Origin of the sequence: Bacillus sp. FSL W7-1354 (genome assembly GCF_038002405.1) — a bacterium.
Taxonomy (GTDB): domain Bacteria; phylum Bacillota; class Bacilli; order Bacillales; family Bacillaceae; genus Bacillus; species Bacillus paralicheniformis.
In genome coordinates this window covers 2,670,998-2,685,996 of the sequence record NZ_JBBOCL010000001.1, presented here as the reverse complement: position 1 = coordinate 2,685,996, position 14,999 = coordinate 2,670,998, and the positions used below count along the sequence as shown (strand labels likewise).

The window sequence follows — 14,999 nt, the reverse complement described above, 5'->3', positions numbered from 1 at the left end:
ATTGCTGACGTTAAAAAATTATATTTTGCGCTCGTAGCTCAGCTGGATAGAGCGGTGGTTTCCGGTACCACGTCTGCCGGGGGTTCGAATCCCTCCGAGCGCGTTTTCAAGACAAGGGTTTGGCATTAGCCGCCGTTGTTTTTTTTGTGCACTTTTAGTTGTATTTGACTCCCCGGAAGCATATATCAATTGGGGTCACTCGTGATGACTAGACGAAGGGGCGGGATTAAATGGACAAAAAACACAATTATTTTATACCGTCAGGACTGTTGATTGGATTAGGCATCGGGATATTTTCGACCATCCGGCACCGGGGCTTTTGATCGGCCTCGGGGCGGGGATTTTGTTGTCTGCTGTTGTGCCGAAACGAAACGGAAAGTGAGCTGGAAGGCTCGCTTTTTTGCGCTTTTACAAAAAAAGGGCGGCCGCTTGGCCGCCCGTTGTTGTTTAATCGTGGATTGAACGCATATGTTTGATCTTTAGATTTTCAAAGACAGCCGCTCCATTTTCGGTAAAGAGCGTGATACCTGTATCATTCAGGTCTGGAAATGCAAGGTTTGAGTGCGTCGTTTCGCCGTCATCAATAAACGCTTCGACAGTGTTTTGATCTACGATGATTGTGAAATGCACCCGCTTTTTTTCCGGATCAAACGGTGCTTTGCTTTCCAAATAGGTGCGGGTGCTGTCAGGCTGTCCTGTAAATCCTCTGTTCACAAAAGAATAACCGCCTTCAGCCGAAATTCCTACATCGATATGGCGTTTTCGATCCGCGGATTCTCTTAGCCTGAATCCCGCGTTTTTAAGATCGGCCCACGAGATATCCGCCTCAAGCTGATAGGTATTTGCCTTAATCTGAAGCGTTTTTGATCCGTTTACTTCAATGCGCTCAAATTCATCTGTCGATTCGGTTAATTCATCCAATTGATCGATTGGATGAGAGGCAAGGCTGTATTGATTTCCGCCTTTATGTTTAAGCTGAATTTGCCGGACGATCGAATCGGTTCCGTTAAAGCCGTCTTTCCATGTCGGCGTCCGGTTTGCATAATCCCAGTTATTCATCCACGCCAAAGCATAGCGTTTCTCGTACGGATCGTCTGTTTCGCCGTCCTCAAATGTCACGCCCGCATACCAGTCAAAGCCGTAATCAAGCCACTGAGGTTCCGCTTCGTCCGCGGTAAATTCGTTGCCGTTGAAGCTGCCTGTCCAGTATGCATAAGTATTCGGCTTGCCGGCACCTTTTCCATTTGCGCTTGCTCCGAGAACCCATTTATATGTTCCGTCATCCGCCCGTATCTTGAATAGATCCGGACATTCGATGATGCCGATATTTTCTGTTTGAAAACTACTTGTATAACGCCATTCCTTCAGATTTTGTGATTCGTAAAAGCCGATTTTCGTTCCTTCAGCCAGCGCCATCACCCATTTATCATCCTCTTCATCCCAGATCACTTTCGGATCTCTGAAATCGACGGTGTCCGGATTAGGCAATACCGGCTCTTCACCGTAAGGTTTAAATGTTTTTCCACCATTTTGGCTGTACCATAAAAATTGTTCTTCCTTCCCGTCATTGGCCGAAGGCTGCGTCATAATCGCCACGATCGCCCCTTTGCCGAAGCCGGCTGTGTTTTGTGAGTCGACAACGACAGAACCGGACCAAGGATCGCCGTTTTTATTCGTATATTTCGGAATGGCAACCCCTTGATCCTGCCAGTGGACGAGATCATCTGACACCGCGTGGCGCCACTCTGTCCCATTGCCGTCCGGATAGTCCCGGTTATAGAGATAGTAGTAATGATATTTTCCATTGAAATAGACGGGCTTTTGAGGGTCGTTTTTCCACTTGTCAGGGGTTGTCAAATGGAAAGCCGCGCGATATTCCGGTGTTTCCGGGGATTCTCCCTTTTTTTCTGTTTCCCGGTCTGAAGCCAATATCATGATGAAGATTCCAAGACAAACAGTTAAAATGCTAATCCGCTTATATACTGTCTTCTTCAAGAAAATTCCCCGCTTTATTCTAAGATGACACACGAAAGAAAATGCCGATGTTCACCGGCATTTTCTTTCGTTCGTTTTATTAGTTTACCGTTAATTGTCCCTGTTCAAGAATGCTGTTTTTGACAACGGATGTTTTTGATCCTTTGACTTTCAGCAAAAAGCTTGGTGCAAATGTGGCGTGATGCTCGTTTGAAATTCCTCTGTTTGTGATGTAGCTCGTGATGACGACTTTGTCGCCTTTTTTCTGCGGTACGGCAAAGTGTGAATAAGTAAATGTGATGTCATTGTAATCAAGGTCCATGTGCAAAACAAGTCCGGATTTGTTTAAAGGCTTGAATGGCCCGGTTAGTGAATCTGATACATAGCCGAGCATATAAATGTCTTTTGCACCAATGCCGTCAATTGTCATTTTTGATCCTCTTGAATCTGTGAACAGATACCATTTTCCGTTCATTTTGAAGAGGTTGGCCCGTTCGATTTCATCAGTCACCGTATTGGAGGCGATCAAAGGCTTCATGACTTTTTTCAGCGTATAATCTTTATTTAATTCGATGATTCCGAGTGCGCCGTTAGCCAATGAAGCGTTCTTTTTGTTCGCTCCTTGAAGCAGCTTGCTGCTTTCTCCTCTAAAGAACTGCTTGCTGCCTCCGTAGTAAGCTCTGTTGAATAGAGAGTCTTCTCCCTGATAGCCGGTTTTTGTTCCCGTATTGGCTTCAAATACGAGATATTTGCGGCCGTGATCTTCCACATAATGCGGATCTCTCAGCGTATGGTTGTCGCCGGAGCTGTAGTTTCCTTCGTCAATGAATTGCTGAACGTTTTGGTACACTGAGCCGTCGGCGCCGTCAAAGACCGATTTATGATCTTCTACACCATCAATTTTCAGTGTGTCCGAATCCGGCTGCGTGAAGTTGACCTGAGCCGTTGTCAGCGTCTGTTTGCCGTATTGCGTGCCGGAGAAAGCTGTGTAAAACAGTCGGACTTTTCCGTCTTTTGTCAGCGTGGCGGAACCTGACCACTCTTGTGTTTGATACTTAAGGTACGGATCGTCAGGAGTGAATTTGTCGCTGTCTTTAAACACTCTCCCGGCGTTTTTCCAGCTGTCGATGGAAGTTTCGCCTTTCTTTTGATAGAACAAGTAGATGGATGTGTCATCGACGTCTTTCGGGTCGCCCGCCAACGCGAAAACAAGATTGTAGCCGTGGTATGTAGCGACTGTTCCGTCGGCATTTTGCAGCGGCCAGCTGTCCCATACGTCTAAATCGATCAGTTCTCCATTTTTGTTATAACCTTTTGCTGAAGGGATGTTTTTGATGGTTTTCGGATCGAATTGAGGAACTTTAAATTGTTCGCTCTTTTGCTGTTCGGGAATTTTCAGCATGTCATGTCTTGTGATATGAGAAAATCCGTAACTCTTCTTGTAATCTTGCGTTTCTTTTGCAAAGGTTTGCGGCGCGCCTCCCGCAAGCAGAGCTGCTGCGACGGTTAAGGCTGACGCTTTTTTAGCGATGTTTTTGATGTTCATCAATATTTCCTCCCTTTTTCAATATGTAACAGATTGCTCCTGACAACATGAACGTTTCCAATCATCCCTCCTAACTGCGGCATTGTCCTGAAGAACAGAAAAAAGACCTAAAATGTGCAAGGTCATATAGGCAAAAGATAGACTTCGCCCTTCACACATTTTAGGTCTTGCCTGCTTAGACAGTAACAATCCCGACAATATTGAATTACCATCATTCTAATATACTCATCTCCGGGACTCAACTGGTCTAAGTTCCTCTTTTCTCATACATTTTTTTGCAAATGACATCAATTTTAAGCTAAAAGGCACCTTTTTTAATGAATCTATAGTCCGTATAAGGAGGAATCGTCAATCGTTGAAATCAATATACATCGGTATACTTTCCCAAAAGGCATCTGGAATTGCGAGCTTTCGTTGATCATGTCTTGACAGGGTTGTTTGAATATCGTCCTCTTTTCCGGCTTGAACTTTTTGAAGCCATTCCGGATCCATCAGAAGTCCCCGACCGATTCCGACGAGATCGGCACCTGTTTTCAGCGCTTGAACGGCATCTTCCGGTGTGTGTACTTTCCCGGCTCCGATCAGAGGAAGACGGTCCCCGACCGCTTCTTTGATCAGTTCCATCCGCGTGCGGGATTTGTCTGCACCACGGCGCGGCAAGGACCGGAAATCAATGAGAGAAACGTGCAGGTAATCCAATGCTTGTTCCCGCAGTACATTGACGAAAGGCAACGTTTCAGCCATTGTGATTCCGGGCGTTTCCGGCTCTTCGGGCGAAAATTTGTAGCCGATGATAAAAGATGGTTTATGGTAGCTATCCGCTACGCGTCTGATTTCTTCTATAATCTGAAGCGGAAATCTCATCCGTTTCTCTAAAGTGCCGCCCCAGCTGTCATTGCGCCGGTTGTAATAAGGAGAAAAGAACTGATGGATGAGAAACCCGTTTGCGCCGTGAATTTCGACTCCGTCAAACCCGGCCTCTATCGCTCTTCGCGCCGCCTGGCCGAAAGAATGGATAAGGTCTTGAATGTCTTGCTCAGACAGTGCCCTTGGCACCGGTGCATTCGGTTGATTCGGAGCGACGGCGCTGGCACTGACCGTCTGCTCTATACCTTTGGCTCCAGGATGGAAGAGCTGCAGGATTGCTTTTGCTCCATGTTTCTTTAAAGTGGCTGCAAGCCGGGTTAGTCCCGGGATTTGATCATCGTTCTCAGCTCCGGGAATGCCGGGAAATCCGGTTCCGGGCTGTACGGTTGTCGCAGATGTGATGACCATCCCGACATCTGTCGCCCGCGCGGCATAATAGACGAGTTCGTCGTCAGAAATGAATCCTCCCGGCATAGAGGATGAATGCCCCATTGGCGGCATGATGATTCTATTTTTCAATTGGATGCCGTTTTTAAAAGTAAAGGGTGTGAATAAAGAATCGTATTGTTTTTTCATGTTTTTCCTCCTTTTGATATAACCATAGCAACCACCGTGAGGCTCCACAAGAACGCAATTTTTTTATATATGCTTTATAAAAATAAACCGTAAGATCGTTCTCTTGAATGCTCTGGTGTCCATATGGTAGGATCAAGTCAAAATTGGCGAATGAGGCAATGGAGGAATTGCTATGAATTCAGCTGTCGATCATAAAGAATGCTCTTCTTTAATACAGGGTGTATTGAAAATTTTCTCCGGTAAATGGTCATTTTTGGTTCTCGCCGAGCTCATTCAGGGCAAGCGGCGATTCAACGAGCTCAGAAGGAACTTGGGAAACGTCAACACTAAAGGATTAACTGACACATTAAGACATCTTGAAGAAAGCGGTATGATTTCCCGGAAGGTGTTCCCGACGGTTCCTGTTACTGTAGAATATGAATTAACAGAAAAAGGTAAAGAGTTCCACGGCATTTTTAAAGAGATGGCCGCGTGGGGGGAAAAATGGCTTCCGTAATGGAGCCTTTTTATTTTGCCTTCGTTTTGTGGTTCCAAATATTTCTGCCTTTTGGTATAGTGATAATGTGTTTAAATTTGCAACAAAAGGTGATCGAATATGAAAGTGATGGCAATTGCTCCATATGAAGGATTAAAAGAGCTGATGATTCAAGTGGCAGGCGGCGAGGATTTTGAATTCGAGGCGGCTTCCGGAGATTTAGAGAAGGGCGTGGAGCTGGCGAAACAAGCGGAAGCAAACGGGACTGATTTGATTATCAGTAGAGGTGGAACCGCTGAGCTGATCCAGCAAGAAGTTTCCATTCCGGTGGTGGATATCGAAGTGTCGGGATACGATATGCTGCGTGTGCTTACGCTTGCCAAGGGCTATCCCGGCAAAGCGGCAATTGTCGGATTTCCGATGATTGCCGACGGCGCGTCAGCAGTGTGCGAAATTTTGGATATCCGGATCGACGCCTGCACCGTATCAGACGAACGCGATGTTGAACCGGTGCTTCTTCAGCTCAAAGAACAGGGCTATCAGATCATTATCGGCGATGTGATCACAATTGAGAAAGCAGAGCAGCTCGGTTTAAACGGACTGCTTTTGACATCCGGAAAAGAAAGCATTGCCAAAGCTTTTGCATACGCTAAAAAACTGTATTCCTTTTTAGAGAGCATCAAGCAGAAGTACGCTGTGCCGTATCACATTTTACAAAAGGCCGAGACCGGTTATGCAGTATACAACAAGACATTGCGGCCGGTTTTTCAAAACGGCGTATTTGCCGAACAAATCGGCTTAATGGATCATCTGGAAGAGCTGATCGGGGAAGCGGAAAAGAAGGGAGTCATCCATTTTAGATTCCGAAAGCATGGGCGGACATGGAATATCACGGGACGCAGGTTTTTCGCATCAGACGAGGCATTGACCGAATTTACCGCGGAAAATGCAAAAGATGTTCACGTTTCTTCTTTGCCTGGAGCAGCGATTCTTTCTCCTTTACGGATGAGTTATATGGAAACATCGAGGAACGAAACGATGCAGCAGGTGCTGAAAAAAGCGGAGTTGTTCGCGGCAAGGCGGGAACCCATATGGATCAACGGAGCGCCCGGCTCAGGGAAAGAGAGCTTGGCCGGGCTGATCCATATGAAGGGGGAGGACAAGCATGAGCCGTTTCGAAAAATCGATGCCGGTTTGCTGTCTGAAGCGGAATGGGAACAGGCGTGTGAAAGCGAAGAATTCTTTTCAGGGAGAGGAACGCTATACATCAAACAAGTCGATCGCATGCCGCCATCCTCGCAACGGCTTTTACTCAGGCGGATCAGCGAACCGTATGACGGGCCGAGGCTGATCGTTTCTTCTTCCCGCAGGCGCGCCGGGGAATTTTTAAGCGATTTATATGATGCGCTTTGTCATTTGGAGCTGGACGTTCCCCCTCTTTACGAAAGAAAAGAGGATATTTTGCATCTGGCTTATCTGTTTATTGCGGAAAGCAATGAGGCATTCGGCAAACAAATCGTCGGCTTTCGAAGCGAAGCTGGTGTTCTGCTTGAAGAAGCGAAATGGCCGGGCAACCTCAGCCAATTGAGAAAAACAGTCCAAAACTGTGTCCTTGAAGCGCAGGGCGTTTATATCGAGAAGGCTGACGCCGAACGGGTCCTGAGCCGCTTGAACGAGGAAGAAAGAGAAGACATCGATTTATCCGGAACGCTCGAAGAGATCGAAAAAAGAATCATTCAAAAAATCTATGCCGAAGAAGGGAACAATCAAACAAGAACAGCGGAAAGGCTCGGCATCAACAGAACGACGCTTTGGAGAAAATTGAAATCGTCACATTGATAAGACACCGGCTAAACCGGTGTTTTATTTTTTTGTTTTAATATGCAACAATAAATAAAAAATAATTAGATAAATAACGTTGATTATTGAAACATTTATGTATATAATCATTTTTGAAAACGCTTTACAGGAAGGGGAGGCAATCATGGGATTCGTACCAAAGGGGATTTATCCCGCTATGCTGACACCGCTCACAGAAGATCAAAGCATTGATGAATCGGCGTTGAAACAGCTGACAAACCATTTGATCGATGCTCATGTACACGGGCTTTTTGCGTTGGGTACCAACGGGGAATTTCATATGTTCAACACCGGAGACAAGCTGAAAGTTGCAGAAATCATCATTCAAGAGACGGCAGGACGCGTTCCCGTCATGGTAGGGAGCGGAGGAAACAGCACAGAAGAAGCGATCTGGCTTTCTAAGAAAATGGAGAGGCTTGGCGCAGATGCGCTGTCGGTCATCACGCCATTCTTTATTCCACCGACACAGGAAGAAGCGGCGGTGCATTATAAAACAATTGCGGCATCCGTTTCACTTCCGATCCTTTTGTACAATATCCCTTCAAAAACAGGTTTCCATTTAGAACCAGAAACAGTGGCAGAGCTTGCGAAAGTGGATAATATCGTTGGAATTAAGGACAGCAGCGGAAACTTTGAAAACATACAGCAGTATATCGAGCTGACGAAAAATGAGGACTTTTCCGTTTTTGCAGGCACCGATTCGCTCATATTGAAAACGCTTCAAGCGGGAGGAGCGGGAGCAGTCGCAGCAACAGCAAATATGCTCCCTGATATCGTAACGTCGATTTACCACCATTGGTCAGAGGGTGAGACTGAAAAGGCGGAGGCTGCCCAGATGGAGCTTCAGCCGCTTCGCGATACATTTCGTTTAGGTACGATCCCGGCGGCACTGAAAAAAGCGGTTGGGCTTTATTCAATCCCTGTAGGCCCGCCGAAAGCGCCCATCCAAGAGCTGGCCGGTTCGGCGCTCTTGGAGGTCGAAAAAATGGTCGCTTACTATCAATCAAAATAGGGAGGTTTCAAGAATGCCAGCGAATTATCAATTTCGGACAGCCGATCATATCGTTGCGGGCGAACATTCCATCCGCAGGCTCAAAGATCATGTACGAACGATTGTACCGAATTCGGACAGGGCGCTGATTATTACCCAGCCGTCGATTGTCAAACTTGGCGCGATCGGAGAAGTACAGGCTCAGCTTACAGAGATTGGCATTCAGTCAGATGTTTGCACAGCCATATTGCCGGAACCGACCGCACAAAATATTGAAGACGTATTTAGAGGAATCCGTGATAAACGATACGACATTCTCATCGGAATCGGCGGAGGCAGCGTGCTGGACGGAACGAAAATATTGTCCGTGCTGCAAACGAATTCAAAAAAGGTCGAGGAGCTGCTCGGGACAGATTTGGTCGAAAAGCCGGGAATCCCGACCGTGCTGATTCCGAGTACCTCGGGGACAGGCGCAGAGGTGACGCCGAACGCGATCGTTACGCTTCCCGAAGAGGAATTGAAAGTCGGCATCGTCAGTCCGCTTCTTTTGCCGAAACTTGTCATTCTTGACCCGATCATCACCCTTGGATTGCCAAAATCAATTACGGCGGCTACCGGAATGGATGCATTCACCCATTCGCTTGAATCGTTCATTTCGACGAAAGCAAACCCGATCAGCGATATGTTCGCTTTAGAATCCATCAGATTGATTTCGGCAAGTATTGTGGAAGCGTATGAAAACGGTTCATCGATACAAGCGAGAGAAAACATGCTGCTCGGCTCGACGTATGGCGGAATGGCGCTGACGGCTGCCGGTACTGCTGCCGTTCATGCCCTCGCCTATCCGCTTGGGGGGAAGTACCGAATTCCCCACGGTGTCGCCAATTCGATGCTCCTTCCGCATGTGATGGAGTTTAATATGGATGCTATTACAAAACGGCTGTCTCTTGCGGCAGAAACGATGGGAATCGCTGCATCTGATTTGACCGCCGAACAAGCGGCTGAGGCTGTTGTGCAGAAAATAAGAGAGTGGACGAAGCGGCTGAATATTCCTCAGGATTTAAAAGCGTTCGGCGTAACCGCAAGCGACGTGGACGATTTAGCCGACTCAGCTTCAAAAGTGACGCGCCTGCTTCATAACAATCCGAAACCGCTCAGTCTGGAAAATATAAAAGACATCTATCGAAAACTAATCAACTAAAGGATGAAGACATTTGAAAATTGCAATCATCGCGGATGATTTGACGGGAGCGAACGACTGCGGCGGTCAGCTTGTTCATTACGGGATGGATGTTTCCGTCAAACTCGACGCCGAATTCACCATACGGGAAACGGAAGGCGTCGTTATTTTCAATACGGACAGCAGATCGCTGTCAGCCGCAGAGGCGAAGGCGACTGTGAAAAACATCAGTGAACACATCTCCCGGCAATCGTTTGATATCGTCTACAAAAAAATCGACAGCACAATGAGGGGAAATATCGGAGCCGAGCTTCAAGCGATGCACGAAGTGTTTCAGCCGGATTTTGTACTGATCGCTCCCGGCTACCCTCAAAACGGACGTCAGGTTATCGGCGGCGTCCATTATGTGAACGGCGTAAAGCTTGAAGAAACCGAAGCGGCAAACGATCCGAAAACGCCTGTAGCCGAGTCGAATATTCAAAGATTAATAGAAAAGCAGACTCGAAATAAGAGCGGGCATTTATCATATGAAGACATCCGCCGCGGACACGGGCATGTTCGCAACAAGCTGGAACGCTTTCGGGCGGAAGGGATTTCATATGTGACGGCCGATTCGGTTCACGAATCCGATCTGCAGGATCTGGCGCTTATTTTGGAGAGTTTGCCGTATTCTATCATTTTAGCCGGTTCGGCAGGCTTGATGAGCTGCCTGCCCAAAGCGTTCAATCTGAAAGAAAGGGAGCTCGGTCAAACCGTTCCGTTTTCCGACCAGCCGATCATGTTTGTCGTCGGAAGCATGAGTCGGAAGGGGAGGGAACAGCTTCACGAACTATTCGCCGGACGTGCGGCTGAAAAAATTGAAATGAGATCAGAGCGCGTGCTGTGCGGCGGAGCTGAGAAAAGAAACGAGTTCGAACGGCTGAAGGAGAGGGCGGCGGACGTCCGCCGCCGTTCGAAACACATCGTCCTCTGCACCTCGGACAATGCGGCAGAGACACAGAAGATTGGTGAAAGCCGCGGACTCACCCCGGTTCAAACGAGCAATGCGGTGTCCGGTGCACTAGGCGAATTGGCGGGCGAGCTGATTCAAGCCTTTCATGTGAGACGTCTGTTTTTAACCGGAGGTGACACGGCATACCAAGTGCTGCATCAGCTTCGGATTCATGAGATACGATTGCTGGACGAAGTTGAGCCCGGCATTCCGCTGGGAGCAGCCGGTGAAGAATTGTACATTGTGACAAAGGCCGGAAATTTTGGCTCGCGTTCGGTGATGGCAAGTGCGGCAAACAAGCTACAAGGAGGATAAACAATGAAGAAACCGGTTATCGGCATTACAATGGGCGACGCGGCAGGCGTCGGTCCGGAAATTATCGTAAAAGCCCTCAAGTCCCGTGAAGTGTATGACATGTGCAGGCCGCTCGTCATCGGCGATATGAAAATGCTGAAAAAAGCCGCTTTCCAAATCGGATCAAAGGTTGTCATTAACAAGGTCGGGCATCCGGACGAGGGCGGTTTTGTACATGGAAAGATCGATTGCCTCGATATCGATCTGCTCCCTGAAAACCTGCCTGTCGGAAAGGTATCGGCTGAAGCTGGAAACGCCGCTTTCCATTTCGTGAAAAAAGCGGTTGAGCTCGCTAAAAAAGGCTGCATTCAAGCGATTTGCACAGCGCCTTTAAATAAGGAGGCGCTGCATAAAGGCGGACACCGATACCCGGGGCATACGGAAATTCTCGCTCATTTAACGAATACGACAGACTACAGCATGATGCTGGCTTCGCCAAAGCTGAAGGTGATTCACCTGACAACGCATCAAGGGCTGATCGAGGCGATTCAGTCGATTACGCCGGAGCGGACCTATAAAGTCATCCGTCTCGCACATGATACATTGACAAGAGCCGGATTCGAACAGCCGAAAATTGCTGTTTGCGGAATCAACCCCCATGCAGGGGAAAACGGCCTGTTTGGAAGCGGCGAGGAAGAACGGCAATTGCTTCCGGGGATTGAGCAGGCGGCAGCTGAGGGAATTGATGCCGGCGGCCCATACCCCGCAGACACGCTGTTTTACAAAGCTGTCAGAGGAGATGTTGACCTGGTCGTAGCCTGCTACCACGACCAGGGGCATATACCGGTCAAAGTCCTCGGGTTGGAAGAGGGCGTCAACATTACGGTCGGATTAAACGGCGGGATCATACGCACCTCTGTCGACCACGGAACCGCATTTGACATTGCGGGGCAGAACAAAGCCGATGAAAGAAGCATGCTCGCTGCTTTGCGGTCAGCCGCTGAGCTGGCACCCAAATCGTAGAAAAATGAAAGAAGGTTGGTGCATCTTATGAAAGTCGTATGTACATCACCGTCATTTGCGAAATACTCAGACAATCCCGTCTTGTTTTTGAAGAAAAAAGGCATATCGCTGGAACGCCTTCCTGCAGATATAACCGAGGAGCAGTTCATAGAAGCAGCAGGCGGAGCGGATGCCGCGATCGTGGCGTTTAACCAGATTACGCCGTATGTCCTGGATCGTCTCCCTTCTTTAAAAATTGTCTGCAAACATGGCGTCGGTATCGACAATATTGATCTGCACGCTGCGAAAGAGCGCAATGTCTGGGTGACGAATGCTCCCAACGCCAACAAGCATGCAGTCGCCGATTTTGTATTCGGCCTCATGCTATCGGCTGCAAGACAGATTCCTGCAGCCGACAGGGAGACAAAGCTGGGAAAATGGCCGAGGATTTTTGGATCTGACGTTTACGGCAAAACACTCGGCATCGTCGGACTTGGCATGATCGGAAAAGAAGTCGCCAAACGGGCGCAAGGCTTCAATATGACTGTTTTAGCCTATGATGTGTTTCCCGATCGTGCATTCGCAGCCGATCATCACATCCAATTTACGGAGCTTGATCACCTCTTGAAAGAAAGCGACTTTATCACCCTTCATATGCCGCTCACAGCCGAAACGGAAAACATGATCGGTGAAAAAGAATTAGCCGCTATGAAAGAAACGGCTTATCTGATCAATGCTTCAAGGGGAGGCATCGTGTCTGAGTGTGCGTTATATGATGCCTTGGCGAACGGGAGCATCGCAGGGGCTGCGCTTGACGTGTATCAAACCGAACCGCTGAAGCAGCATCCTCTCTTTGAGCTGGACCGTTTTATCGCCATGCCGCATATCGCGGGGTACACCCGAGATGCCGTACAGAACCTTGGGATGATATGCGTCAAAAACATCGCTAGTGTACTGATCGACAAACAAAAACCGGAGTTTGTCGTCAACGGGTTGTGAATGTGTTTTCATTCATGCCCTGCATCATGATTTGAAAGCGTTTTCTACAAATGGGATGAGGTGGATAACATGTTGAATCACCCGATTCAAAAAAAGTCAAATGTACGCTGGGTTGTCGCGTTTATGATGTGGGCTGCGATTGCCATCAATTATATTGACCGGACAGTGCTCTCGGCTGCCGCTCCTTATATTACCGAGGAATTCAACTTGACAGCCGGCCAAATGGGAATCATCATGTCCGGTTTCTTCTGGTCGTACGCTTTGCTGCAGCTGCCTTCAGGCTGGGCGGCCGACAAGTATGGCCAGAAAAAAACGCTCGGTTTTGCGGTCGTCTGGTGGTCTGTTGCTACGGCGCTGACGGGTCTTGCGACAGGCTTCAAATCCCTGCTCGGGCTGCGGGTCGCACTGGGAGTCGGAGAGGCTGCTGCATATCCGAGCAATGCGGGGATCGCCGCCAAATGGTTTCCGAAAAAAGAAAGTGCGACAGTAGCCGGAATTTTTGACAGCGGGTCAAAGTTTGGCGGAGCTGTTGCCATGCCTTTGATTGCCTGGATGATAGCGGTCTTTGACTGGAAACTGACGTTTCTTTTGATCGGACTTGTCGGTGTCGTGTGGGGAATTGTCTGGATGATTTTCTTTAAGGAGAATCCCGCAGATCATAAGCGCGTCAATGAGGCGGAACTGGCTCATATTCGGGAAGGGCAGGCTCACATGGAAGAAACGGGCGGCGGCCAGCCGCTGAAGTGGTATCAGCTATTCAAATATCGAAACATATGGGCGATGTGCATCGGATTTTTCATGATCAATTATAATTCTTACTTCTTTATCACATGGCTGCCGACATACCTTGTCAAAGAAAGGGGCATGGATTTAATCGAGATGGGGATTATGGCGTCTCTGCCGCTTTTGACTGCAATGGTCGTTGAAGTCGGAGCCGGGTGGATGTCCGACCGGATATATGCAAAGGGAAAACTGTCGCTGACAGCCGTCCGGAAACTGTTTTTAATTATCGGGCTTGCCATGGCTTCGTGCATCGGTTTTGCCGCTTTTGCAGATTCTGCTATCCTGGCTGTCATCCTTCTTTGTGTAGCGAAATCGGGAACGACTGTCGCCGCGTCCCAAGTCTGGGCGCTTCCGGGGGATGTGGCTCCGAAAAATATGACGTCGATGGTTGCCGGTATTCAAAATACAGTCTCTAATATGGGCGGAGTGGTCGGGCCCATCATTACCGGCTTCATCGTTGGCGCAACGGGTTCTTTCGTGCCGGCGCTCCTTTTTTCAGCTGCCTTGATCGTCATTGCCATTTTAAATTATTTATTCCTATTGGGAAAAGTGAAACAGATTCAAGTATAAGGAACAAGCCCGGCTCATAAGCCGGGCTTTTCTCATTTAAAATGACTTCAGCACATGCTCCCTGTATTGTGTCGCACCTTCAGCAAGCTCGCTTTTTCCGGCCGTGCCCGCTTGATAGAAGACGTACGGCGGAAGGTATGTAGTACCGATGAAGTTGCTTGTCGCCTGAAAAGGGCGTAACAGTTCGCTGATCGTATAGTGATTTGACCCGCCGGCCTGATAGGCTTCTTCGGGAGCGCCCGCCGATACAGCGACCATGAATTCTTTGCCGTGAAGCGCTGTGCCGTTTGTTCCGTATGCCCAGCCGTAGAGAAAAACGTGGTCCAGCCATTTTTTTAAAAGTGGCGGCGAGCTGTACCAATAAAGCGGAAACTGGAAGACGATCCGATCGTGTTCTTCACAAAGTTTTTGTTCTTTTTCCACATCAATGGCCTCGTCAGGATATTCCTGATAAAGGTCGCGGAATGTAATGCCGGGTGCATCTTTCAATGTGTCTGCAAATGCTCTGTTCACAACTGACTGCTCCATATTCGGATGAAATGCGAGTACCAATACTTTCATGATTCCATCTCCTTCTTCCATTTTATTCATCTTAACGAACAGCCAGCTTGGATTCAACAAAAACGCTTCATCCCTATTCAAGGAATCGGGCCGTGACAAAGGTCTTGATATAAGCCGCAAGACACAGAATTTGCATGCCTTGGAGGAAGATGCGAAAGGTCAAAATCCGAGTTTCTTCATTTATATATAAACATAAGTAAAAAGTCTCTTAAAGACTGCCATGAAAAAATAAGGCAAACAGGTGAAAACGGAGCTATAGACATGGATCTTCATGATCGGGCGATATCTATTAATGCGATTATTCCGAATTTTAGGCAAGTTGAAATGGAA

General features: G+C 48.0%; 12 protein-coding genes and 1 tRNA gene. 9 read left to right on the top strand and 4 right to left on the bottom strand.

The window, feature by feature from the left end:
* The first annotated feature begins 27 nt into the window (after positions 1-27).
* Positions 28-103 (top strand) — tRNA-Arg (locus MKZ04_RS13725).
* 344 nt (positions 104-447) lie between these two features.
* Here the strand turns inward: MKZ04_RS13725 and MKZ04_RS13720 are convergent.
* The 3 genes from MKZ04_RS13720 to MKZ04_RS13710 form a co-directional block, all read right to left on the bottom strand.
* Positions 448-1,995 carry a glycoside hydrolase family 32 protein gene (locus MKZ04_RS13720; RefSeq protein WP_035337754.1) on the bottom strand — a complete coding sequence of 516 codons (1,548 nt, stop codon included), beginning with the start codon at positions 1,993-1,995 and terminating at the stop codon, positions 448-450.
* 79 nt (positions 1,996-2,074) lie between these two features.
* Positions 2,075-3,520 (bottom strand): glycoside hydrolase family 68 protein, encoded by a 1,446-nt coding sequence (locus MKZ04_RS13715; protein ID WP_023856345.1) that lies wholly within the window; start codon positions 3,518-3,520, stop codon positions 2,075-2,077.
* Between the two features lie 348 nt (positions 3,521-3,868).
* Entirely contained in the window at positions 3,869-4,963 is a 1,095-nt protein-coding gene (locus tag MKZ04_RS13710) for an NADH-dependent flavin oxidoreductase (protein WP_026580145.1), read from the bottom strand.
* 172 nt (positions 4,964-5,135) lie between these two features.
* Between MKZ04_RS13710 and MKZ04_RS13705 the strand changes: the two genes are divergently transcribed.
* From MKZ04_RS13705 to MKZ04_RS13670, 8 genes are all read left to right on the top strand, one after another.
* The gene (locus MKZ04_RS13705) at positions 5,136-5,459 is read left to right on the top strand and encodes a winged helix-turn-helix transcriptional regulator (protein ID WP_020453042.1); all 324 of its coding nucleotides are present in this window, start codon (positions 5,136-5,138) and stop codon (positions 5,457-5,459) included.
* Between the two features lie 99 nt (positions 5,460-5,558).
* The gene (locus MKZ04_RS13700) at positions 5,559-7,277 is read left to right on the top strand and encodes a PrpR N-terminal domain-containing protein (protein WP_341046143.1); all 1,719 of its coding nucleotides are present in this window, start codon (positions 5,559-5,561) and stop codon (positions 7,275-7,277) included.
* 145 nt (positions 7,278-7,422) lie between these two features.
* Complete coding sequence (gene dapA / locus MKZ04_RS13695) at positions 7,423-8,310, top strand: 4-hydroxy-tetrahydrodipicolinate synthase (protein WP_020453040.1); 888 nt, start codon at positions 7,423-7,425, stop codon at positions 8,308-8,310.
* Positions 8,311-8,323: 13 nt separating this feature from the next.
* Positions 8,324-9,490 (top strand): iron-containing alcohol dehydrogenase, encoded by a 1,167-nt coding sequence (locus MKZ04_RS13690; protein ID WP_025810727.1) that lies wholly within the window; start codon positions 8,324-8,326, stop codon positions 9,488-9,490.
* Between the two features lie 13 nt (positions 9,491-9,503).
* On the top strand, positions 9,504-10,775 hold the full coding sequence (locus MKZ04_RS13685) for a four-carbon acid sugar kinase family protein (protein WP_065644292.1): 1,272 nt from the start codon (positions 9,504-9,506) through the stop codon (positions 10,773-10,775).
* Between the two features lie 3 nt (positions 10,776-10,778).
* Positions 10,779-11,777, top strand: coding sequence for a 4-hydroxythreonine-4-phosphate dehydrogenase PdxA (pdxA, locus tag MKZ04_RS13680; protein ID WP_020453037.1), 999 nt, complete (start codon positions 10,779-10,781; stop codon positions 11,775-11,777).
* A 27-nt stretch (positions 11,778-11,804) separates the two neighbouring features.
* Positions 11,805-12,755 carry a phosphoglycerate dehydrogenase gene (locus tag MKZ04_RS13675; RefSeq protein ID WP_025810729.1) on the top strand — a complete coding sequence of 317 codons (951 nt, stop codon included), beginning with the start codon at positions 11,805-11,807 and terminating at the stop codon, positions 12,753-12,755.
* A 69-nt stretch (positions 12,756-12,824) separates the two neighbouring features.
* Positions 12,825-14,108, top strand: coding sequence for an MFS transporter (locus MKZ04_RS13670; protein ID WP_341046140.1), 1,284 nt, complete (start codon positions 12,825-12,827; stop codon positions 14,106-14,108).
* Positions 14,109-14,144: 36 nt separating this feature from the next.
* Here MKZ04_RS13670 and MKZ04_RS13665 read toward each other — a convergent pair whose 3' ends face one another.
* The gene (locus tag MKZ04_RS13665) at positions 14,145-14,669 is read right to left on the bottom strand and encodes an NAD(P)H-dependent oxidoreductase (protein WP_023856337.1); all 525 of its coding nucleotides are present in this window, start codon (positions 14,667-14,669) and stop codon (positions 14,145-14,147) included.
* Between the last annotated feature and the right edge of the window lie 330 nt (positions 14,670-14,999).

Excerpts from the sequence above, each read along its gene's own strand:
- MKZ04_RS13715 (WP_023856345.1), bottom strand. The coding sequence starts at position 3,520 with ATGAACATCAAAAACATCGCTAAAAAAGCGTCAGCCTTAACCGTCGCA.
- MKZ04_RS13710 (WP_026580145.1), bottom strand. The coding sequence starts at position 4,963 with ATGAAAAAACAATACGATTCTTTATTCACACCCTTTACTTTTAAAAAC.
- MKZ04_RS13705 (WP_020453042.1), top strand. The coding sequence starts at position 5,136 with ATGAATTCAGCTGTCGATCATAAAGAATGCTCTTCTTTAATACAGGGT.
- MKZ04_RS13700 (WP_341046143.1), top strand. The coding sequence starts at position 5,559 with ATGAAAGTGATGGCAATTGCTCCATATGAAGGATTAAAAGAGCTGATG.
- dapA (WP_020453040.1), top strand. The coding sequence starts at position 7,423 with ATGGGATTCGTACCAAAGGGGATTTATCCCGCTATGCTGACACCGCTC.
- MKZ04_RS13690 (WP_025810727.1), top strand. The coding sequence starts at position 8,324 with ATGCCAGCGAATTATCAATTTCGGACAGCCGATCATATCGTTGCGGGC.
- pdxA (WP_020453037.1), top strand. The coding sequence starts at position 10,779 with ATGAAGAAACCGGTTATCGGCATTACAATGGGCGACGCGGCAGGCGTC.
- MKZ04_RS13675 (WP_025810729.1), top strand. The coding sequence starts at position 11,805 with ATGAAAGTCGTATGTACATCACCGTCATTTGCGAAATACTCAGACAAT.
- MKZ04_RS13670 (WP_341046140.1), top strand. The coding sequence starts at position 12,825 with ATGTTGAATCACCCGATTCAAAAAAAGTCAAATGTACGCTGGGTTGTC.
- MKZ04_RS13665 (WP_023856337.1), bottom strand. The coding sequence starts at position 14,669 with ATGAAAGTATTGGTACTCGCATTTCATCCGAATATGGAGCAGTCAGTT.